General features: G+C 59.8%; 22 protein-coding genes, 3 tRNA genes and 1 pseudogene. 14 read left to right on the top strand and 12 right to left on the bottom strand.

Features of this window, described 5'->3' with window-relative positions:
• Positions 1–10: 10 nt before the first annotated feature.
• Together prfA and hemA are read right to left on the bottom strand one after the other, a co-directional pair.
• Positions 11–1,093 carry a peptide chain release factor 1 gene (prfA, locus tag ACNFIA_RS13345; RefSeq protein ID WP_259757325.1) on the bottom strand — a complete coding sequence of 361 codons (1,083 nt, stop codon included), beginning with the start codon at positions 1,091–1,093 and terminating at the stop codon, positions 11–13.
• The gene (gene hemA / locus ACNFIA_RS13340) at positions 1,090–2,358 is read right to left on the bottom strand and encodes a glutamyl-tRNA reductase (protein ID WP_259757326.1); all 1,269 of its coding nucleotides are present in this window, start codon (positions 2,356–2,358) and stop codon (positions 1,090–1,092) included. Before hemA ends, prfA begins: the two co-directional genes overlap by 4 nt.
• Positions 2,359–2,503: 145 nt before the next feature.
• Between hemA and ACNFIA_RS13335 the strand changes: the two genes are divergently transcribed.
• From ACNFIA_RS13335 to ACNFIA_RS13290, 10 genes are all read left to right on the top strand, one after another.
• Positions 2,504–4,270 (top strand): tetratricopeptide repeat protein, encoded by a 1,767-nt coding sequence (locus ACNFIA_RS13335; RefSeq protein ID WP_416785485.1) that lies wholly within the window; start codon positions 2,504–2,506, stop codon positions 4,268–4,270.
• A gap of 3 nt (positions 4,271–4,273) precedes the next feature.
• On the top strand, positions 4,274–4,909 hold the full coding sequence (lolB, locus tag ACNFIA_RS13330) for a lipoprotein insertase outer membrane protein LolB (protein WP_259757328.1): 636 nt from the start codon (positions 4,274–4,276) through the stop codon (positions 4,907–4,909).
• A gap of 1 nt (position 4,910) precedes the next feature.
• Positions 4,911–5,759 carry a 4-(cytidine 5'-diphospho)-2-C-methyl-D-erythritol kinase gene (ispE, locus tag ACNFIA_RS13325; protein ID WP_416785482.1) on the top strand — a complete coding sequence of 283 codons (849 nt, stop codon included), beginning with the start codon at positions 4,911–4,913 and terminating at the stop codon, positions 5,757–5,759.
• A 31-nt stretch (positions 5,760–5,790) separates the two neighbouring features.
• Positions 5,791–5,865 (top strand) — tRNA-Gln (locus ACNFIA_RS13320).
• Between the two features lie 62 nt (positions 5,866–5,927).
• Positions 5,928–6,002: transfer RNA gene (locus ACNFIA_RS13315), tRNA-Gln, on the top strand.
• Positions 6,003–6,054: 52 nt separating this feature from the next.
• On the top strand, positions 6,055–6,996 hold the full coding sequence (locus ACNFIA_RS13310; RefSeq protein ID WP_015478849.1) for a ribose-phosphate pyrophosphokinase: 942 nt from the start codon (positions 6,055–6,057) through the stop codon (positions 6,994–6,996).
• 112 nt (positions 6,997–7,108) lie between these two features.
• Positions 7,109–7,723, top strand: coding sequence for a 50S ribosomal protein L25/general stress protein Ctc (locus ACNFIA_RS13305; protein ID WP_416785479.1), 615 nt, complete (start codon positions 7,109–7,111; stop codon positions 7,721–7,723).
• 38 nt (positions 7,724–7,761) lie between these two features.
• Entirely contained in the window at positions 7,762–8,346 is a 585-nt protein-coding gene (gene pth / locus ACNFIA_RS13300; protein WP_193452056.1) for an aminoacyl-tRNA hydrolase, read from the top strand.
• A gap of 39 nt (positions 8,347–8,385) precedes the next feature.
• A complete protein-coding gene (ychF, locus tag ACNFIA_RS13295; RefSeq protein WP_017519630.1) occupies positions 8,386–9,486 on the top strand; it encodes a redox-regulated ATPase YchF in 1,101 nt (366 codons plus the stop codon).
• A 177-nt stretch (positions 9,487–9,663) separates the two neighbouring features.
• Positions 9,664–9,740 (top strand) — tRNA-Met (locus ACNFIA_RS13290).
• 84 nt (positions 9,741–9,824) lie between these two features.
• Here the strand turns inward: ACNFIA_RS13290 and ACNFIA_RS13285 are convergent.
• Genes ACNFIA_RS13285 through ACNFIA_RS13275 form a run of 3 tightly spaced genes read right to left on the bottom strand, consistent with a single transcriptional unit; the run spans position 9,825 to position 10,697 of the window.
• Complete coding sequence (locus ACNFIA_RS13285) at positions 9,825–10,007, bottom strand: hypothetical protein (RefSeq protein WP_416785476.1); 183 nt, start codon at positions 10,005–10,007, stop codon at positions 9,825–9,827.
• 28 nt (positions 10,008–10,035) lie between these two features.
• On the bottom strand, positions 10,036–10,455 hold the full coding sequence (locus ACNFIA_RS13280; protein ID WP_416785473.1) for a type II toxin-antitoxin system VapC family toxin: 420 nt from the start codon (positions 10,453–10,455) through the stop codon (positions 10,036–10,038).
• Complete coding sequence (locus ACNFIA_RS13275) at positions 10,452–10,697, bottom strand: FitA-like ribbon-helix-helix domain-containing protein (protein WP_416785471.1); 246 nt, start codon at positions 10,695–10,697, stop codon at positions 10,452–10,454. Before ACNFIA_RS13275 ends, ACNFIA_RS13280 begins: the two co-directional genes overlap by 4 nt.
• Before the next feature lie 176 nt (positions 10,698–10,873).
• Between ACNFIA_RS13275 and ACNFIA_RS13270 the strand changes: the two genes are divergently transcribed.
• Complete coding sequence (locus ACNFIA_RS13270; protein WP_416785468.1) at positions 10,874–11,356, top strand: hypothetical protein; 483 nt, start codon at positions 10,874–10,876, stop codon at positions 11,354–11,356.
• A complete protein-coding gene (locus ACNFIA_RS13265; protein WP_416785465.1) occupies positions 11,353–11,769 on the top strand; it encodes a hypothetical protein in 417 nt (138 codons plus the stop codon). The genes ACNFIA_RS13270 and ACNFIA_RS13265 overlap by 4 nt, the downstream gene beginning before the upstream one ends.
• 316 nt (positions 11,770–12,085) lie before the next feature.
• Here the strand turns inward: ACNFIA_RS13265 and ACNFIA_RS13260 are convergent, their stop codons facing one another.
• From ACNFIA_RS13260 to ACNFIA_RS13230, 7 genes and pseudogenes are all read right to left on the bottom strand, one after another.
• A complete protein-coding gene (locus ACNFIA_RS13260; protein WP_416785463.1) occupies positions 12,086–13,084 on the bottom strand; it encodes a tyrosine-type recombinase/integrase in 999 nt (332 codons plus the stop codon).
• A complete protein-coding gene (locus ACNFIA_RS13255; protein WP_416785461.1) occupies positions 13,081–14,373 on the bottom strand; it encodes a hypothetical protein in 1,293 nt (430 codons plus the stop codon). The genes ACNFIA_RS13260 and ACNFIA_RS13255 overlap by 4 nt, the downstream gene beginning before the upstream one ends.
• A gap of 239 nt (positions 14,374–14,612) precedes the next feature.
• Positions 14,613–14,912, bottom strand: a complete 300-nt coding sequence (locus tag ACNFIA_RS13250) for a hypothetical protein (protein ID WP_416785458.1) — start codon at positions 14,910–14,912, stop codon at positions 14,613–14,615.
• Positions 14,913–15,016: 104 nt separating this feature from the next.
• Positions 15,017–15,433, bottom strand: a complete 417-nt coding sequence (locus tag ACNFIA_RS13245) for a DNA-binding protein (protein ID WP_315808068.1) — start codon at positions 15,431–15,433, stop codon at positions 15,017–15,019.
• Positions 15,434–16,010: 577 nt separating this feature from the next.
• Positions 16,011–16,343, bottom strand: coding sequence for a lysogeny maintenance protein PflM (gene pflM / locus ACNFIA_RS13240; protein ID WP_416786106.1), 333 nt, complete (start codon positions 16,341–16,343; stop codon positions 16,011–16,013).
• Between the two features lie 22 nt (positions 16,344–16,365).
• Positions 16,366–16,497: pseudogene (locus tag ACNFIA_RS13235) on the bottom strand (Arc family DNA-binding protein); the annotation flags it as partial.
• The gene (locus ACNFIA_RS13230) at positions 16,490–16,762 is read right to left on the bottom strand and encodes a hypothetical protein (protein ID WP_045217776.1); all 273 of its coding nucleotides are present in this window, start codon (positions 16,760–16,762) and stop codon (positions 16,490–16,492) included. The gene ACNFIA_RS13230 and the pseudogene ACNFIA_RS13235, both read right to left, overlap by 8 nt.
• Positions 16,763–17,284: 522 nt before the next feature.
• On the opposite strand from ACNFIA_RS13230, the gene ACNFIA_RS13225 reads away from it, so the two are divergent.
• Positions 17,285–18,409: a hypothetical protein gene (locus tag ACNFIA_RS13225; protein WP_416785455.1), complete on the top strand. Its 1,125-nt coding sequence runs from the start codon at positions 17,285–17,287 to the stop codon at positions 18,407–18,409.
• 8 nt (positions 18,410–18,417) lie between these two features.
• Positions 18,418–18,789 (top strand): hypothetical protein, encoded by a 372-nt coding sequence (locus tag ACNFIA_RS13220; protein WP_416786125.1) that lies wholly within the window; start codon positions 18,418–18,420, stop codon positions 18,787–18,789.
• Positions 18,790–18,818: the final 29 nt, after the last annotated feature.

Below are 18,818 nucleotides of genomic sequence, written 5' to 3'. Positions count from 1 at the left end.
TCGCCCGCGCTCAATCGCCCAGTGCGGCCAACTGGTCGGCCTGGAATTCCTGCAGGAGCGGCTCGATGACCTGCTCCACCGCGCCTTCCATCACTTCACCCAGGGAATACAGGGTGAGGTTGATGCGGTGGTCGGTCACCCGGCCCTGGGGGAAATTGTAGGTGCGGATGCGCTCGGAGCGGTCGCCCGAGCCGACCAGCAGCTTGCGCGTGCTGGCGATCGCCTGCTGGGCCGCGGCCTGCTGCTGGTCGTTGAGCTTGGCCGCCAGCCAGGCCATGGCCTTGGCGCGGTTCTTGTGCTGCGAGCGCTCTTCCTGGCACTCCACCACGATGCCCGACGGGATGTGGGTGATGCGCACGGCCGAGTCGGTCTTGTTCACGTGCTGGCCGCCGGCGCCGGAGGAGCGGTAGGTGTCCACGCGCAGGTCGGCCGGGTTGATCTCGATGGCCGCCTGTTCGTCCGGCTCGGGCAGCACCGCCACGGTGCACGCGGAGGTGTGGATGCGGCCCTGGGACTCGGTGGCCGGCACGCGCTGCACGCGGTGCGCGCCGGACTCGAACTTGAGCTTGGCGTAGACGTTCTCGCCCTCGACGCGGGCGATCACCTCTTTATAGCCGCCGTGCTCGCCTTCGTTCTCGGACATGATCTCGACGCGCCAGCCCTGCTTCTCGGCGTAGCGCGAATACATGCGGAACAGGTCGCCGGAGAAGATCGCGGCCTCGTCGCCGCCGGTGCCCGCGCGGATTTCCAGGAAGACGTTGCGGCCGTCGTTGGGGTCCTTGGGCAGCAGCATGCGCTGCAGGCGATCCTCCAGGCCGACCAGCGCGGTCTTGGCCTGCTCGACCTCCTCCTCGGCCATCTCGCGCAGGTCCGGGTCGCTGTCCTTGAGCAGCGCCTGGGCGCCTTCGAGGTCGGACTGCACCTTGCGGAACTCGCGGAAGGCGAGGATGACCGGCTCCACTTCCGCGTATTCGCGGGAGTAGGCGCGGAACTTGGTCTGGTCGCTGATCACCTCGGCGTCGCCCAGCAGAGCGGTCAGCTCTTCATAGCGGTCGCTGAGGATATCCAGCTTTTTCAGGAGGGACGCTTTCATCGCTTGTCAGTGCCCTCCTCGAGGGCGAACAGTTCCTGCGCGACGGCCAGCGCATCGATGCGGCCCTCGGCGGAGAGTTTCTTCATCTGCACGCTGGGCGCATGCAGCAATTTGTTGGTCAGGCCGCGGCTGAGCTGGGCAATGACCTCCATCGGGTCGGCGCCGTTGGCCAGCAGGCGCTGGGCCTTCTGGGTCTCTTCGTCGCGCAGGCGCTCAGCTTGCTGGCGATAGGCGCGCAATACATCGACGGCGGCCAGCTCGCGCAGGCGCAGCATGAATTCGTGAACGCCGTCGCCGACCAGTTCCTCGGCGGCCTGGGCGGCGCCCTGGCGGCTCTTGAGGTTCTCGGCGACCACTTCGTGGAGGTCGTCCACGCTGTAGAGGTAGACGTCTTCCAGTTCGCCGACTTCCGGCTCGATGTCGCGCGGCACGGCGATGTCCACCATGAACATCGGCTTGTGCCGGCGCTGCTTCAGCGCGCGCTCCACCGCGCCCTTGCCGAGGATCGGCAACTGGCTGGCGGTGGAACTGATGACGATGTCGCTGTTGACCAGTTCGTCGGGCATGTCCGCCAGCAGGATGGCGCGGGCGCCGAACTGCTCGGCCAGCTGGCTGGCGCGCTCCAGGGTACGGTTGGCCACCACGATGCGCTTCACGCCCTGCTCATGCAGGTGGCGGGCGACCAGGGTGATGGTCTCGCCGGCGCCGATCAGCAGGGCCTGGCTGCGGCTCAGGTCGCTGAAGATCTGCCGAGCCAGGCTCACCGCGGCGAAGGCGACCGACACCGGGTTCTCACCGATGGCGGTGTCGGTACGCACGGTCTTGGCGGTGCTGAAGGTGGCCTGGAACAGGCGCCCCAGCATCGGCCCGACGGTACCGGCCTCGCGGGCCACGGCGTAGGCGGACTTCATCTGCCCGAGGATCTGCGGCTCGCCCAGCACCATGGAGTCCAGCCCCGCGGCGACGCGCATCATGTGGCGCACGGCGTCTTCGTCCTGGTGCACGTAGGCGCAGGCGCGCAGGTCGTCGATCCCCAGGTTGTGGTAATCGGCCAGCCAGGCCAGCACGTCGCCGGCGTCCGGATGCTCGATCTCCAGGTAGAGTTCGCTGCGGTTGCAGGTGGAGAGGATCGCGGCTTCACGGCTGGAAGTCAGCCTGCACAGCAGCTGCAGAGCCTCGACCATCTGCTCGGGAGTAAAGGCCACGCGCTCGCGGACGGCCACGGACGCGGTCTTGTGGTTGATGCCGAGGGCAATGAAGGCCATGCAGAATCGCTGAGCTGATCGGAAAGCCCGCAATTGTCCTACTTAGCCTTGTGAAGGACAACCACCCGCGACGGATCGCACACTGCAAATCGTATACACGCCCGCAAGCGGCGCTTGCCCATGGGATTGGCACTTTCCTTATGTCATGATGGTCCCATTTCGCAGGTCAGGCCCTCGTCCTTCCTCTATGAACAAGTCTCTTGCGCTGCTGACTGCTCTGCTGCTGCTCGGCGGCTGCCAGTCTCTTACACAGAAAAATTCCGACAGTGCTTCCGCGGAGAAGGACAAGGCCGCGGCTGCACAGAAGAACCAGAAGTACGGCTCCTTCAGCGAAGACACGATGTTCTCGCTGCTGACGGCCGAACTCGCCGGCCAGCGCAACCGGTTCGACATCGCCCTCGCCAACTACGTCGAGCAGGCCAAGGAAACCCGCGATCCGGGCGTCGCCGAGCGCGCCTTCCGCATCGCCGAGTACCTGGGCGCCGACCAGGAAGCCCTGGATACCTCGCTGATCTGGGCCAAGGCCGCGCCGGACAACCTCGACGCCCAGCGCGCCGCCGCCATCCAGCTGGCGCGCACCGGGCAGTACGACGAATCCATGGTGTACATGGAGAAAGTCCTCAACGGCCAGGGCGACACCCACTTCGACTTCCTCGCCCTGTCCGCCGCCGAAACCGACCCGGATACCCGTGCGGGCCTCTTGCAGAGTTTCGACCGCCTGCTCAAGAAATACCCGGACAACGGCCAGCTGCTGTTCGGCAAGGCCCTGCTGTTGCAACAGGACGGCCGCCCGCAGGAAGCCCTGCACCTGCTCGAAGACAATGCCGCCAGCAAGCACGACGTCGCCCCGCTGCTGCTGCGCGCGCGCCTGCTGCAGAGCATGAAGCGCAGCGACGAAGCGCTGCCGCTGCTCAAGACCGGCATCAAGGAACACCCGGACGACAAGCGCGTCCACCTCGCCTACGCCCGCCTGCTGGTGGAGCAGAACCGCCTGGACGATGCCAAGGCCGAGTTCTCCGCGCTGGTCGAGCAATTCCCCGATGATGACGACCTGCGCTTCTCCCTGGCGCTGGTCTGCCTCGAAGCCCAGGCCTGGGACGAAGCCAAGGTCTACCTGCAGGAGCTGGTCGAGCGCGACAGCCATGTCGACTCCGCCCACTTCAACCTGGGCCGCCTGGCCGAGGAGCAGAAGGACCCGGAAACCGCCCTCAAGGAATACGCCCTGGTCGGCCCGGGCAACGATTTCCTCCCGGCCCAGCTGCGCGCCACCGAGATCCTGCTGGACCAGAAGCGCTACGACGACGCCTCGCGCCGCCTCGCCGAAACCCGCGAGCGCCAGCCCGACTACGCCATCCAGCTGTACCTGATCGAAGCCGAGGGCCTGTCCAACCGCGACCAGGTGGACCGCGCCTGGAACGTGATCCAGCAGGGCCTCAAGCAGTTCCCGGATGACCTCAACCTGCTCTACACCCGCTCCATGCTCGCCGAGAAGCGCAACGACCTGGCGCAGATGGAGCAGGACCTGCGGCTGATCATCCAGCGCGAGCCGGATAACGCCATGGCGCTCAATGCGCTGGGCTACACCCTCGCCGACCGCACCACGCGCTACAGCGAAGCCCGCGACCTGATCCAGAAAGCCCACTCGCTGAACCCGGACGACCCGGCCATCCTCGACAGCCTCGGCTGGGTGAATTACCGCCTGGGCAACCTCAGCGAAGCGGAAACCTACCTGCGCAAGGCGCTGGAGCGCTTCCCCGACCACGAAGTGGCCGCGCACCTGGGCGAAGTGCTCTGGGCCCAGGGCAAGCAGAGCGAAGCCCGCAAAGTCTGGGCCACCGCCCTGCAAAGCCAGCCCGACAGCGCCGTCCTGCGCGACACCATGCTGCGCCTGACCGGCTCCGGAACCCTCTGATTTATGCGTTTACGTCACCTGATCGGCGCCGCCGCGCTTGCCCTGCTCGCCGGCTGCTCCAGCTTCGGCACCCACGAAGCCCTGGAAGGCCAGGGCAACGCCAGCGCCTGGAATGCCCACAAGGCGCGCATCGCCACCCTCGACGGCTGGCAGATCGACGGCAAGGTCGGCATCCGCGCGCCCAAGGATTCGGGCAGCGGCACCCTGTTCTGGCTGCAACGCCAGGACTACTACGATATCCGCCTGTCCGGCCCGCTGGGCCGCGGCGCCGCGCGCCTGACCGGGCGTGAAGGCGCGGTGACCCTGGAAGTGGCAGGGCAAGGCCGCTATGAAGCCGCCTCCCCCGAAGAACTGCTGGAGCAACAGATGGGCTGGCGCCTGCCGGTTTCCCACCTGCTCTGGTGGATTCGCGGCCTGCCAGCGCCCGACAGCAAGAGCCGCCTGACCCTGGACAGCGACAGCCGCCTGGCCAAGCTGCAACAGGACGGCTGGGACGTGGAGTACACCCGCTACAGCGAGCAGGACGGCTACTGGCTGCCCGAGCGCCTGAAGCTGCACGGCCAGGACCTCGACGTCACCCTGGTGGTGAAATCCTGGCAGCCGCGGCAATTGGGCGCAGGCCAGGCGAGCCAGCAGTGACATGCAAAACCGCCTGACCCTGCCGGCACCGGCCAAGCTCAACCTGTTCCTGCACATCACCGGCCGCCGCGCCGACGGCTACCACGAACTGCAGACCCTCTTCCAATTCCTCGACCACGGCGACGAGCTGCAATTCGCCGTGCGCGAGGACGGCGATATCCGCCTGAACACCGAGATCGATGGCGTTCCCCACGACAGCAACCTGATCGTCAAGGCGGCCCGCCGCCTGCAGGAGCAATCCGGCTGCCGCCTCGGCGCCGACATCTGGCTGGACAAGCGCCTGCCCATGGGTGGTGGCATCGGCGGCGGCAGCTCCGATGCGGCCACCACCCTGCTCGCGCTCAATCACCTGTGGCAGCTGAACTGGGACGAAGACCGCCTCGCCGCGCTGGGCCTGACCCTCGGCGCCGACGTACCGGTGTTCGTGCGCGGCCGCGCGGCGTTTGCCGAAGGCGTCGGCGAGCAGCTCACGCCGGTGGAGCTGGAGGAGCCCTGGTTCCTCGTCGTTGTGCCGCAAGTCTTTGTCAGCACAGCAGAAGTTTTCTCCGATCCCGAGTTGACACGCGATACTCCGCCCATTAAAGTTCGCAGCCTTCTCGGGGTGGACGGTCATAACGACTGCCAGCCGGTCGTCGAGAAGCGTTACCCGGATGTACGTAACGCACTGATCCAGCTAGGTAAATTTACCCAAGCGAGATTGACCGGCACCGGAGCTTGTGTGTTTGGGAGCTTCCCAAACAAGGGCGATGCTGATAAAGTTCGCCGCCAACTTCCGGCCACTCTGCCGAGTTTTGTTGCCCAGGGCCGTAACATCTCGATGTTGCACCGAAAGCTGCAAAGCCTGGCCTGAGAAGAAAGCAATGTAATCGGTTGTACGATACAGGGGCGTCGCCAAGCGGTAAGGCAGCAGGTTTTGATCCTGCCATGCGTTGGTTCGAATCCAGCCGCCCCTGCCATTAACCCACCGGGTTATACGTACAGCGTCAACGAACACATTGCTCCGCAAGTTGTAAGCTACAGGGGCGTCGCCAAGCGGTAAGGCAGCAGGTTTTGATCCTGCCATGCGTTGGTTCGAATCCAGCCGCCCCTGCCATTTTCTTCTGGCTCAACCGGGCCTACCCTCAAGCCGACACAGGTACCGCAGCGTGTCCAAAATGATGGTTTTCACGGGGAACGCCAACCCCGATCTGGCACGCCGTGTCGTACGGCAGCTGCACATCCCCCTCGGTGACGTTTCTGTCGGTAAATTCTCCGACGGCGAAATCAGCGTTGAGATCAACGAAAACGTTCGTGGTAAGGACGTCTTCCTGATCCAACCGACCTGCGCACCGACCAACGACAACCTGATGGAACTGGTGGTAATGGCCGATGCCTTCCGCCGCTCCTCGGCGACTCGTATCACGGCCGTCATCCCCTACTTCGGTTATGCCCGCCAGGATCGCCGCCCGCGTTCCGCCCGCGTGGCCATCAGCGCCAAAGTCGTTGCCGACATGCTGACCGTCGTAGGCGTCAACCGCGTTCTCACCGTTGACCTGCACGCCGACCAGATCCAGGGCTTCTTCGATATCCCCGTCGACAACATCTACGGCTCGCCCGTACTGGTCGACGACATCGAAGACCAGCGCTTCGAGAACCTGATGATCGTCTCCCCGGACATCGGTGGTGTAGTGCGCGCTCGCGCCGTCGCCAAATCCCTGGGCGTGGACCTCGCCATCATCGACAAACGTCGTCCGAAGGCCAACCAGTCCGAAGTCATGCACATCATCGGTGATGTCGAAGGCCGTACCTGCGTACTGGTCGACGACATGGTCGATACCGCCGGCACCCTCGGCCACGCCGCCAAGGCTCTGAAAGAGCACGGCGCCGCCAAGGTCATCGCCTACTGCACCCACCCGGTGCTGTCGGGCCGCGCCATCGAGAACATCGAGAATTCCGTACTGGACGAGCTGGTGGTGACCAACACCATCCCGCTGTCCGCTGCTGCACAAGCCTGTGGCCGCATCCGTCAGCTGGACATCGCGCCGGTTGTCGCGGAAGCCATGCGCCGCATCAGCAATGAAGAATCGATCAGCGCCATGTTCCGCTAAGGCGGAACAGCGCTGACGTAAAGCGCCCCGTCATGTCGATGGGGCATTAGCAAAATCGCCCGAACGCTGGTCGCAAGCGTCCGGGCGATCTTGTCATTTTGGAGAGTGTGAAATGGTTGATTTTGTACTGAATGCTCAAGAGCGTTCCGACCTGGGGAAAGGTGCGAGCCGCCGCCTGCGTCGTAACGCCGGCCTGATCCCGGCTGTGGTCTACGGTGGCGAGAAAGCCCCGCAATCCCTGACCCTCGAACTGCGTGAGATTTCCAAGCTGCTGGAAAACGAGGCTGCCTTCAGCCACGTGATCACCCTGAACGTCGGTGCCGCCAAGGAAACCGTACTGATCAAGGCCCTGCAGCGTCACCCGTCCAAGGGTTTCGTCATGCACGCTGACTTCCAGCGCGTCGTTGCCGGCCAGAAACTGACCGCCCACGTACCGCTGCACTTCATCAACGAAGCCACCGCTGTTGGTGTCAAGGTTGGCGGCGGCGAGATCTCCCACGTGATCTCCGAAGTCGAAGTTTCCTGCCTGCCGAAAGACCTGCCGGAATTCATCGAAGTCGACCTGGCCAAAGTAGAACTGGGCCAGATCGTCCACCTGTCCGACCTGAAACTGCCCAAGGGCGTAGAGCTGGTGCAACTGGCCCACGGTAACGACCTGGCCGTCGCCAACATCCACGCTTCCCGCGTAGTGAAAGAAGAAGGTGAAGGCGAAGCTGCTGCCGAGTAATCGCGCGCACCATTGCCTTTAAGGAAGGGGCCCCCGTCGTGACTGCCGTACAACTGATCGTTGGCCTGGGAAATCCAGGCCCTGAATACGACCAGACCCGGCATAACGCGGGGGCCCTTTTCGTTGAGCGACTGGCGGACGCGCAACGCGCGAACCTGTCGCTGGACAAGAAATACTTCGGCCTGGTCGGCAAGTTCAGCCACAAGGGCCGCGATGTTCGTCTGCTCATCCCTACCACCTACATGAACCGCAGCGGCCAGGCCGTGGCGGCGCTCGCCGGATTCTTTCGCATTCCGGTCGAAGCCATCCTGGTGGCCCACGACGAACTCGACATGCCCCCCGGCGTCGCCAAGCTCAAGAAGGGCGGCGGGCACGGCGGGCACAACGGGCTACGCGATATCATCGCCCAGCTCGGCAACCAGAACGGTTTCCATCGCCTGCGGCTTGGCATCGGCCATCCGGGGCACAGCAGCCTGGTCTCCGGTTTCGTTCTCGGCCGCGCCCCGCGCGCCGAACAGGAACTGCTCGACACCAGCATCGACTCCGCCCTCGGCGTGCTGCCGGAAATGCTCGACGGGGACTGGACCCGCGCGATGCAGAAGCTGCACAGCCAGAAGGCCTGATCACACCTCTTTTCCGCCACCTGGCGCGAGGGACCTAGCATGGGATTCAACTGCGGCATCGTCGGCCTGCCCAACGTCGGCAAGTCCACCCTGTTCAACGCCCTGACCAAATCCGGCATCGCGGCGGAAAACTTCCCCTTCTGCACCATCGAGCCGAACAGCGGCATCGTTCCGATGCCCGACGCCCGCCTCGATGCCCTGGCCGAGATCGTCAAGCCCGAGCGCGTGATCCCGACCACCATGGAATTCGTCGACATCGCCGGCCTGGTAGCCGGCGCCTCCAAGGGTGAAGGCCTGGGCAACAAGTTCCTCGCCAACATCCGCGAGACCGACGCCATCGCGCACGTCGTGCGCTGCTTCGAAGACGAGAACGTCATCCACGTCTCCAACAGCGTCGACCCCAAGCGCGACATCGAGATCATCGACCTCGAACTGATCTTCGCCGACCTCGACAGCTGCGAGAAGCAACTGCAGAAGGTCGCGCGCAACGCCAAGGGCGGCGACAAGGACGCCCTGGTGCAGAAAGCCCTGCTGGAAAAGCTCATCCCCCACTTCACCGAGGGCAAGCCCGCCCGCTCGCTGATGAAGAACATGGGCGATGACGAGAAGCGCGTTATCCGCGGCTTCCACCTGCTCACCAGCAAGCCGGTCATGTACATCGCCAACGTCGCCGAAGACGGCTTCGAGAACAACCCGCACCTGGACGTCGTCCGCGCCATCGCCGAAGAAGAAGGCGCCATGGTCGTACCGGTGTGCAACAAGATCGAAGCCGAGATCGCCGAACTGGACGACGGCGAAGAGAAGGACATGTTCCTCGAATCCCTCGGCCTCGAAGAGCCCGGCCTCAACCGCGTGATCCGCGCCGGCTACGAGCTGCTGCACCTGCAGACCTACTTCACCGCCGGCGTGAAGGAAGTCCGCGCCTGGACCGTCCGCGTCGGCGCCACCGCCCCGCAGGCCGCCGCCGTGATCCACACTGACTTCGAAAAAGGCTTCATCCGCGCCGAAGTCGTCGCCTACGACGACTTCATCCAGTTCAAGGGCGAACAGGGCGCGAAAGAAGCCGGCAAATGGCGTCTGGAAGGCAAGGACTACATCGTCAAGGACGGCGACGTGATGCACTTCCGCTTCAACGTCTAAGCGCCAGCGATACCCGAAAAGCCCCGGCCACCCGCCGGGGCTTTTTTATAGGGGCGCCCTACCCCGCCGCTCATCGCGAAAATCCCGCCCGACCGGCTAAACGATTGATAGATCAGAAAAATATTCAAGAAAAGGGGTTGACACCCCCCCTCGATCTGCGGAAAATGCGCGCCACTCGGCTACATAGCTCAGTCGGTTAGAGCGCAGCATTCATAATGCTGATGTCCCAGGTTCAAGTCCCGGTGTAGCCACCATACAAAACAAAGGGTTAGCGAAAGCTAGCCCTTTGTGCTTTCTGGGGTAGTGACTACGAAGTGACTACACCCTGTCTACCAAAGCTAAAGCATCGTATAGACCACAGCTGCGGCCAGCAACGCGGCCAAAGCGACGACCAGTCTCTCGACCCCCGACAGAAATCGCCCCACCGGACGCCCCATCAATCTCTGATAGGCGGTGTAGGTCGATATCGCCTCCAATAGCATTGGAATCCCCAGAATCACTACCAGCGCGACCAGTTTCATTATTGAGCCTCCTTGCTCGCATTTGGTGTCAGTCATTCCAGGGATTAATCAGCGCAACCCCGAAGCCCTCGAAGTGGCGGACATTACGGGTAGCGACCGGTACGCCATGCAACTTGGCTATGGCTGCAATTTGCCCATCAGCCATATCGGCGATCTTTCCCTTGGCCTCACTCTCTGCCGCCAGCTCTGCGTAGTGCACCGCCGCATCCGCATCGAAGGGCAGGATCCTGCCGGCAAAGTCCTCTTCGAACATGGCAATGGCCAGATCCTGCAGAGCTTGCCTGCGCTTCCCCTTCGGCATCCTGGCAATGCCATAAAGGATCTCGGCCACCGTGATCGAGCAGATCAGCAGATCCTGAGCAGGTTGAGCATCGATCCAGGCAACCACCGCAGGATCCGGCTTGGCTCTCATGAGCTCCGACAGGACATTGGTGTCGAGCAGAATCATTCGTCGAAGTCCGCAGCCCGAGCCTTAGTATTGCGAGCAGGCAGCTCGATATCAGCCCCGCCAACCGACGCAAAGCGAGCATGAATTCGGCTTCCCAGGCCACCCCGTTTCTCTTCCCGAGAAAGCGCTTGGGCTAGGATCACTCGGACTTCCTCTTCCATCGAGCGGCCATGGTTCGCGGCTACCACTCGGAGCTTGGCCTTGAGGTCGTCATCTAGGTTTCTAATCGTGATGCTGGCCATAAAATCCTCCGGCGTCATCAATGCAATCATTGATAGCATACGAAAAGTCGAGTGGGCTGTGCGAGCGCAGTCAGATACCCGGTCAGGCTTCTCGCTACGCCCTTCCCGTCCGACGCTAAATCAGGTCCTATTCGCGATACGCCAGCTAGGCCAAAGTCCCAAGGGAGTGGAATGGAATGCAGGACAGCTCGGAAGGTACACACGTCGAAAGCAGCCTGGCCGGAAGGATCGATGGTTTCCTTTTCGCCCTGACGCGCTTCGGCAGGGACCCAAGCAAGTACTCAGCTTCAGCTGAGCTATGCCAACTGCCGGGACGAGACATAGCTGCTGAGTACATCGAACTCATTGAGAGTTCCGACGATCCAGTCCCCATCTCCATCAATGATCTTTCCCTGCAGAGCGGGCGCTTCCGTTTTTTGGAAGACACGCTTTCGTCATTCTTGCGAGAGGCAATGGCTAGGCCAGATGGCGCTAAACCAGATCTGGACGCTATCGGCCTCGCGACGTGGTACCTCATCGAATACATCTCCAGCATGTCCGATCCGCTGGGCCAGATTTACTCCGCGAAGCTGAGCATCGACGGACACACGAGCGACTGTATTTTCATAACTTGCAGCGAGCAGTTCCTCGTGATTCGTATGCATACGGAGGAAACATGAAGGAACTATGGACCTGGGAACCCAATAAAAGCCTAGGGCCTGTAGCTATCGGCTCAGCCATTGAAATCTATATCGATCAGTATGGGTTCGCATATGACGAGGACTCGGACCCGAACGATGAGTGGATCTCGTATGTGGACAAGAGCGGTGATGTACACATCGACACCGTAGACAGCTTAGTCGTATCAATCACCGCGTATCGCGAGTTCCACTACAAGCACCTGAATCTTATAGGCGCCAACATCATAGAGCTAGGCGCACTCCTTGAGCAGGTAGCAGATGAAGCGGGAGAGGCTGTTGAGTTTGAAGACGGCGACGTAAAGAACTGCTATGAGTATAAAGATTTAGGCCTCCAGATATGGGCAAGCCATGGTGTAATCACATCAGCAACCTGCATTAGCTACAGCAGCTAAACTTCTACCTTTCCGATTATATTATTCTCATATCATGATTAGATAACCGGCCGACCTTTCACTCTAGGCAGACCTCCATGACTAGTAAAGACCTTATGATTGATGTTGAGGAGCTCACTCAGAAAATGCTCGCTGAGCTCAAAAGTCTGAGAGCCCCTTCCCTTGCTAGCAATCAAAGACCAGACGTATTCGAAAACTTCGTAATCGGCAAGCTGGCGGTTCTACAGGTAGGCCTCCAAGACCACCTGCGACGGATTAAAGCAGTTGAAAGCAAGCTAAAAGAGTAGCCTTACTCTTCCTAGAGTGCTCCAGCGCCCTAGGTCAGGCTTCCCAATGTGATTTTGCCCTGCGCAATTGGTGATAAGCGCATCGCTGACTCCAAATGCTCCGGCGACAAATGCGCATACCGCATGGTCATCGTGATCGACGAGTGCCCCAGGATCCGCTGCAGCGTGAGGATGTCCCCTCCCCCCATCATGTAATGGCTCGCGAATGTGTGGCGGAGGATGTGGGTCAGTTGGCCCGGCGTCTGGAACCCACAGCGCTCATAGGCGCAGCGGAAAGCGGCGCGGCAGGACATGAACAGGCGACCGGTTCCGGGCATGCCCACCTTGAACATCAGTTGCTCCAGCTCGGCCGGGATCGGTACTGAGCGGCTCTGGCGGTTCTTCGTCCGGTGGTAGTGGACCTTTCCCCCATGTACGGCCCCACGGGCGATACTCTCGGCCTCTTCCCAGCGGGCACCTGTAGCGAGGCACAGGAGAGCGACCGGGTACGTGTGGTTGTTCGTGCTGGCCTTGCACTCCTCAAGGAGCTGGGCGACCTGATCCAAGGTGAGGAAGGTCAGTTCGACCTGATCGGTCTTGATCTGCCGGACGTTGGCCAGCGGGTTTGCCTTGTGCCATGAGCCGAGGCGGATCAGCTCGGAGAAGATCGCGGACAGGTAGCGTTGTTCATGGTTGACCGTCTCCGGCTTCACCTCGATCAGACGGCGTTGCCGGTAGCGTGCCCACGCGAGCGAGTCGAACTCAAAAGCCTGCGGATCGCCGAGGCGTTCAGCCAATGCTTGGCAGCGAGCGAGGCGCTGTTTGCCGTCCTTCAGGGTGCAGCCGTGGAGGTCGTACCAGACCTTCACCAGATCCGAGAGGCGATCATCCAGCGGGCGGCCTGTCTCGCCCAGGACGGTGAAGAAGTCCTGCTCGTAGCGAATGGCTGCGGACTTGGTAGCGAAGCCTTTCTTGCGGATCCTGCGACCGGAGCGACCGTTCTCGTAGAAGTCAGCCGTCCACGTTTTCCCATCCTTGCGCGCGGTCATATCGCATAACCCCGCCTGATGTAGCGATCGTTGATCAATCCAATGACGTGCTTTTCGAGGTCGCGAGTGCTGTAGCCCTTGGCGGTGTAGTGGTCTTCGATCACATGCCAGAAGGGGAGCGTTCTCCCGACCTCAAGCGCTTTTTTTGGTGGGATGCGCTCCCGCGCGATCAGGCTGGCGAACTGGCCCAGGAACATTTCGCAGTTCTTGCCGGAGAAGCCCTGCGCGGTCTTGTAGTAGCGGCGGTACTCGGTGCGCTCGATGAGCGGATCGGCTTCCACCTGGACCTTGGTGTCGAGGCTGATTAGCGACCAGAAGGCGTCGAAGATCCCTTCCCGGGAAATCAGCTTGTAGTTGTCGCAGGCGTACTGCCAGAGGCCCTGTAGGTGCGGGCAAAGGCCCTCGTAGGTGCGGCAGCCGATCACCTCGCCAGAGGTCATCGTGGAGCCTTCGGAGAACTGCTGGACGATGGAGTGGTGGAAGCGGAATTCGATGCGCCACACAGTTTCCAGCGGGTTGAAGGCGGGTTCGCCATCGCCGAAGGGATCGCCGTTCAGGGAGGCCCACACCGATTCCCAATAGTCGAGCTTGTCGGTCGCTCTCGCCTGCAGCGTCTTGTTGTAGAGGCACATCTGCAGGCCGTTGGCCGAACCGAACATGAAGGTCTCACCACGCCCGTATACCGAGGCGTTGCCGTCGTATTCAATGCGGTCGATGCCGCTGATCTGGCGGACACGACGGGACCGGCAGTGCATGCGGTCCACGAAGTCTGCCGGTGGGTTCCAACCCTGCACGTCCAGGGCGAGATGCACGGCGCATTGGTTGGTTTCGCAGGCCGAGAGCACGCCAGCGGCCAGGTCATCCATTACGCCCTGCAGGATCTTCGGATCGGCACCATCCAGGGCGTGTGGCGACACTTCAATCTTGAGGTGCGGGCCGATGTTCTCCAGCTTCACGTTGTGGTTCTTGATCAGCAGGATCAGGCCCATGTCGGCGTTCTGCAGCCGGTACTGGTAGCCCGAGTCGCGACCGATACGGCCCTTGGCCCACTTGTATCCAGCGAAGTTGACGAGATCCTCCGGCTCATCGAACAGCGCCATCACTTCCGGGCGGATCATGCCGTTGTACAGCTGACGCACAGTATCGACACCACAGCGCAGCAGGCGCACACCCGACAGGTCGGCGAATCTGCCGTTGCTCGGGTCCATGAAAATCCGTCCTTCGGACGACTCATAGAAATCCCCGTTCTCCTTGAGGATCAGGCGGAGGGGGTGAACTGCCTTTTTCATTATTTCGTACCTTCAATGAGGTTTATTGAGGTGCTTACTCGTTAGCTATCCGACGTGTTACAGGGTCGTCGGCCGCGCCTTCGGCCTACCGCTCGTGCCTGGCGCTCCCGGCCGGCGGCGCGGCTCGCCGACTCAAAACGGGTACGCCGCCACCGGCTGCATGACCTGCAGGGCGGTGAGAAAGCCGAGTGCATACGCGAGCGCGAGCAGCCCGAGGGCGTTGATCAGGCCGTGCAGGGTCATTGGGTCCTCCAGGGGCGTGCGGGGTATTCGGAGTCGGGGACGATGGTGAGCGTCGTCTGAGCGGGCGCTGTGGGCGCTGCTGGGGCGGCGGCAATGTTGGGCAGTGCGGCGGCTGCCGGCTTGGGGAAGGAGCCGGCGCAGACGATGGTTTCGTGGTACTCGCCATAGGAGAGTTCGGCCACGCATTCGGAGCGTGCCTTTACGCCGTAGCCGGACTCGCCCATCTGCCACGAATTGAGCATCAGCCGTCGCCCTTCAGCATCGGTGATGACGAACATGTACATCTCGCGCTGCATGCCCTTCACCAGTCCTTTGACGCGGGCCGCCACGGCGATCTGCCGGCCCGCGAACCCAGCCGAAGGCGAAACGGAGCGGCGCTTTCATCTACCTACCCTCGCCATCAGGACTTGCTGCTGTCGGTAGGTTTCTCAGCGGCGGGCTGAGTTGGGCGCTGGGCTTGTGGCTGGGCGGCTGGGCGAGCAGCCGGAGTCGGCGCGCTGGCTTCTTTGCCCACGGCCAGCAATTCGGTCAGCACCTGGGTATTGGTGGTGCGACCGAAACGGTCCTGGGTCGGGCGGACGACGCTGGCGAACTTGCAGAGCACCGGAGCGCCTTCGAAGACAATGGAATCCAGCAGGGTCGGTTCGACGTTGTACTCGCTGATCTCGAAGCCCTTGGCGTTGCCGCGAGCGGTTTCCGGGATTGGGGATATCGCCTGGACGCTGGCGAAGATCTCGCCGCTCTTGGTAGAGGTGTAGGTGTCGGTCTTGGTGACCCAGAGTTCGACTACGCCGCCAGTGGTTGCAAACATGTTCATCTGAAGCTCCTTTGCCTTTTTCGGGCATGAGTTGGCCCGCTGCTGCAATTCGGCTTGTTTGCCGTTAATTCAGCGGGATGGTTAAGTGGTCATTTATTGCCAGCTAGAGCCGCTCTAAATCGCGGCTTTCAAGTAACTAACGGGATCTACTTCAACACAAAAACTAGCGTAAAAACCGTCGATAGATATTTATCAAAATGGAACCCATCGCTCTGAAACAACGAGGTTTTCCAAGGTTTAAGTGGCTCCTGACTAATAGGAGTTGTTAATCACACCAAGGGCTCTGCCCTTGTCATCCCGCTCTTGCCGCCGAGGGCTCAGGAGCGCGGGGCGGTGGTGCTGCCCCTCACTCCCGAGCGGAGGCTATTCAGGGCGGGGGACGGTCAAGGGTGCGCTTCGCCCGGCGCTCCGTTTGTCCGAACGGGAAAGCGTGTTCGGACAAGCCGGTGCGGCGGCCCTGGACCTGACTGGCCCATGCGGGGATGGTGTGGCGAGCGTGGTAGCGGCCAACCACAGCGCCAACCGCCAGCAGAACGAGCCAGAAGATCAGGTGCGGGATCGGGTTAGAGACCATGGCTTAGCCCTCCAGCTCGAACGGTTCGCGCACGGGGACGAAAGGCGTCGGCCTGCCGCTGTCGTAAACAACGTGCCAGTACTTCGGCGGACGGAGCGCGGGCATGTGTTTCGCGCAGGTAAAACCCCGTTCCACCCGGTAGGTCGAGCAGATCGAGCGCCAAACTCCAGCGACCCTCTTCATCACGGTAACTACGGTGACGACTCGCGTAGGGCGGCATTCGGTGCACGGTGTGGATTGGCAGGGACTGATTTTCCCCAGTTCGCGACGGGACCAGCAGACAGAGCAGTCGCAGTCCAATGGATGCGGTCGGTGCAGGTACTTGCTCGGGAGCATCGGCGGGCACCTCCCCTTCGAAGCTCTGTTGAAGGCGGAAGACCAGTTCGGCGTTCAGGGAGCGGAGGGAAGCTTCGGCAGCTTGCTCAACCTGGGAGCGCAGGGCCGGAGGCATGCGCAGCTTGAACTGGGAGAAGGACCGGGCGTCATTCATCGTCGTAATCCCCTTGGCAGAAGATTGACTTACCCCGGTCGAGGTCGCGGCGGATTTTGTGCAGGTTGATGACGCGGCGGCGGCCAATCTTGGCGGTCGGGACGGTCTTGGTTTCGACCCAACCGCGCACCACGTCTTCCGTGATGTCCTCCAGGCCCAGCATCTGAGCAAATACCGCCTGGGAGCAGAACGGAGCGGTACGGAAGTCCGTGACCTTTTCCATCGCACCTGTGACGGTGAACCCCACTATTCCAGACTCTTCCATGTGTTTAACCTATAATCGATTCAAAAAGTGAAATCACATAGCTTGAGTCAAGCTATTTGAATCGATCATACGATAGAGCCTCACACCTTTCAAATTATTTGAGCAAAATATTTATTCAAAATGAGCACAACAAGTGAGCGCGTTAGAAGGATCGCGTCTATGGCCGGCATGGATAGACTGGTGCGAGAGACCCCCATCGGTTCAAACCGCTGGAGAACTGTGCTCTACAACAAGGACGTTCGCATAAGCACCGAAGAAATCGATGTGCTAGGGGGCTTGTATCCCCAATACCGCTGGTGGATGGTGAGCGGTGAAGTAGCTCCGGAAATCGGACAAACCAGTCCTGAGTATGACGAGGCAAACCGAAACTTGACCACTCCCAACGCGGGATAGCGATTATCAAAGAGATTGTTAGGCGCTGGTACGCCCGTTAGTTTCGGGAAATAAGCCAAGTTTCAGAAAACCAAAACCTCTTAATAACACTCAAGTAAGTTACTCAGAAATCATTAGCGCGGTATAAAAATGCTACTTAAGAAAATAAGGTATGAAGAGTTCAAAGGCAGCCAAAGACATTGGAAGCTAGAGGAGTGCGAATTTACAAAAACCAATCTAGTTGTCGGAAAAAACTCTACGGGCAAATCCAGGCTAGTAAACCTAATATCCGCACTTGCTCACCTCATTACTGGGAAGACAAGCAAATTATTTACAAGTGGAAGCTGGGACATTGAAATTGGCAGCAACAACGAGACCATCCGATACCAATTATTCCTTGAAAATTCAACCGTAATCAGTGAAAGCCTATCTGAAAACGGTGTAATCAGATTCACTCGGAAAGGAAGTAATGGTGAGATCTGGTATGCAGAGGAAAATAAATTTATCAAAATCGTAATGCCAGAAGACCAAATAATTCCCTCTAGTCGTCGCGATGACTTGCAGCATCCATTCGTAACAAAACTGCACAAATGGGCAACTCTAACTGAACAACACTTGTTTGGTAGTGACTATGGAAAAAACCAATACGTAACTGGCGAGACGGTAACAAGGCTATTTAAAAACATTGACAGCCCTGAATTTGATACATCATCCCCGACAATCACCTATATAAAGGGCTACGAAAAATACAAGAAGAAATTCGACAGGGCAATAATAAATGACATGGAAAAGCTTGGTTACAACCTCGCAGATGTAGGCTGCACAGATCTCGACCTAAAAATTCCTGGGTCCAACACTTCTTTGTTTGGTCTATTCACGAGAGAAAAATACAGCAAAGCTAACTGCGAGCAAATGAACATCTCACAAGGGCAATTTAGAGCTTTAGCTCTTACTATTCATATAAACTACCTAAAGATGAGTAAAAACCAAAAACTCCTCTTAATTGACGACGTGGGTGAAGGTCTAGACTATGAGCGTGCCACTGGCATGATTGATGTTCTAATGAAGACCGCGGAAGAATCAGACATTCAAATAATAATGACGAGCAATGATAAATTTGTAATGAACAAAGTTCCACTAGAAAATTGGATAGTCCTAAAAAGAACAAACTCAACGGTCAAAAACTTCACAAGCAAAAATTCAAAAGAGAAATTCGAAGACTTCAAATTTATGGGACTTAATAACTTCGACATATTCTCGTCAGATTTTCTTTGAGATCAAAGATGAAAAAAATAGCAATCTTTGTTGAAGGGCAAACTGAGCTCGAGCTGACCTGCAGACTAATTCTAGAAATAGCAGGTCGACGCGGCGTCACACTTGAAATAAAAGATCAGCATCGCGGAAGTCTACGCTTTATCGAGATGAGAGGAAACATTCAAGCCGGTCAAGCCCCGGAAATTTATGTCTTGCTAGTTAATTGCAACACGGACAACCAAGTTAAGTCTCAAATTCGCGACCAACATGCTTCATTAACTGCAAATGGGTACACGAAGATAATTGGCCTTCGTGATGTTTTGAATCGCCCCGGCTTTCCTAGACACTTTCCAAGCTCTGGAAATAGCGTTTCTCAAACTCCACTGGCGATAGCTGCATAGCGCTGCTGTGCCGGCGTTTGGGGTTATAA

It is taken from the genome of Pseudomonas sp. NY15437 (assembly GCF_048068435.1).
GTDB lineage: Bacteria > Pseudomonadota > Gammaproteobacteria > Pseudomonadales > Pseudomonadaceae > Pseudomonas > Pseudomonas nitroreducens_B.
The sequence above is the reverse complement of the archived record's forward strand: the minus strand, read 5'-3'. Positions and strand labels throughout refer to the sequence as shown.

What these genes read in the sequence shown, in the direction of transcription:
- prfA (WP_259757325.1), bottom strand. Translation starts at nt 1,093, where the DNA reads ATGAAAGCGTCCCTCCTGAAAAAGCTGGATATCCTCAGCGACCGCTAT.
- hemA (WP_259757326.1), bottom strand. Translation starts at nt 2,358, where the DNA reads ATGGCCTTCATTGCCCTCGGCATCAACCACAAGACCGCGTCCGTGGCC.
- ACNFIA_RS13335 (WP_416785485.1), top strand. Translation starts at nt 2,504, where the DNA reads ATGATGGTCCCATTTCGCAGGTCAGGCCCTCGTCCTTCCTCTATGAAC.
- lolB (WP_259757328.1), top strand. Translation starts at nt 4,274, where the DNA reads ATGCGTTTACGTCACCTGATCGGCGCCGCCGCGCTTGCCCTGCTCGCC.
- ispE (WP_416785482.1), top strand. Translation starts at nt 4,911, where the DNA reads ATGCAAAACCGCCTGACCCTGCCGGCACCGGCCAAGCTCAACCTGTTC.
- ACNFIA_RS13305 (WP_416785479.1), top strand. Translation starts at nt 7,109, where the DNA reads ATGGTTGATTTTGTACTGAATGCTCAAGAGCGTTCCGACCTGGGGAAA.
- ychF (WP_017519630.1), top strand. Translation starts at nt 8,386, where the DNA reads ATGGGATTCAACTGCGGCATCGTCGGCCTGCCCAACGTCGGCAAGTCC.
- ACNFIA_RS13285 (WP_416785476.1), bottom strand. Translation starts at nt 10,007, where the DNA reads ATGAAACTGGTCGCGCTGGTAGTGATTCTGGGGATTCCAATGCTATTG.
- ACNFIA_RS13280 (WP_416785473.1), bottom strand. Translation starts at nt 10,455, where the DNA reads ATGATTCTGCTCGACACCAATGTCCTGTCGGAGCTCATGAGAGCCAAG.
- ACNFIA_RS13275 (WP_416785471.1), bottom strand. Translation starts at nt 10,697, where the DNA reads ATGGCCAGCATCACGATTAGAAACCTAGATGACGACCTCAAGGCCAAG.
- ACNFIA_RS13270 (WP_416785468.1), top strand. Translation starts at nt 10,874, where the DNA reads ATGCAGGACAGCTCGGAAGGTACACACGTCGAAAGCAGCCTGGCCGGA.
- ACNFIA_RS13265 (WP_416785465.1), top strand. Translation starts at nt 11,353, where the DNA reads ATGAAGGAACTATGGACCTGGGAACCCAATAAAAGCCTAGGGCCTGTA.
- ACNFIA_RS13260 (WP_416785463.1), bottom strand. Translation starts at nt 13,084, where the DNA reads ATGACCGCGCGCAAGGATGGGAAAACGTGGACGGCTGACTTCTACGAG.
- ACNFIA_RS13255 (WP_416785461.1), bottom strand. Translation starts at nt 14,373, where the DNA reads ATGAAAAAGGCAGTTCACCCCCTCCGCCTGATCCTCAAGGAGAACGGG.
- ACNFIA_RS13250 (WP_416785458.1), bottom strand. Translation starts at nt 14,912, where the DNA reads ATGCAGCGCGAGATGTACATGTTCGTCATCACCGATGCTGAAGGGCGA.
- ACNFIA_RS13245 (WP_315808068.1), bottom strand. Translation starts at nt 15,433, where the DNA reads ATGAACATGTTTGCAACCACTGGCGGCGTAGTCGAACTCTGGGTCACC.
- pflM (WP_416786106.1), bottom strand. Translation starts at nt 16,343, where the DNA reads ATGCTCCCGAGCAAGTACCTGCACCGACCGCATCCATTGGACTGCGAC.
- ACNFIA_RS13230 (WP_045217776.1), bottom strand. Translation starts at nt 16,762, where the DNA reads ATGGAAGAGTCTGGAATAGTGGGGTTCACCGTCACAGGTGCGATGGAA.
- ACNFIA_RS13225 (WP_416785455.1), top strand. Translation starts at nt 17,285, where the DNA reads ATGCTACTTAAGAAAATAAGGTATGAAGAGTTCAAAGGCAGCCAAAGA.
- ACNFIA_RS13220 (WP_416786125.1), top strand. Translation starts at nt 18,418, where the DNA reads ATGAAAAAAATAGCAATCTTTGTTGAAGGGCAAACTGAGCTCGAGCTG.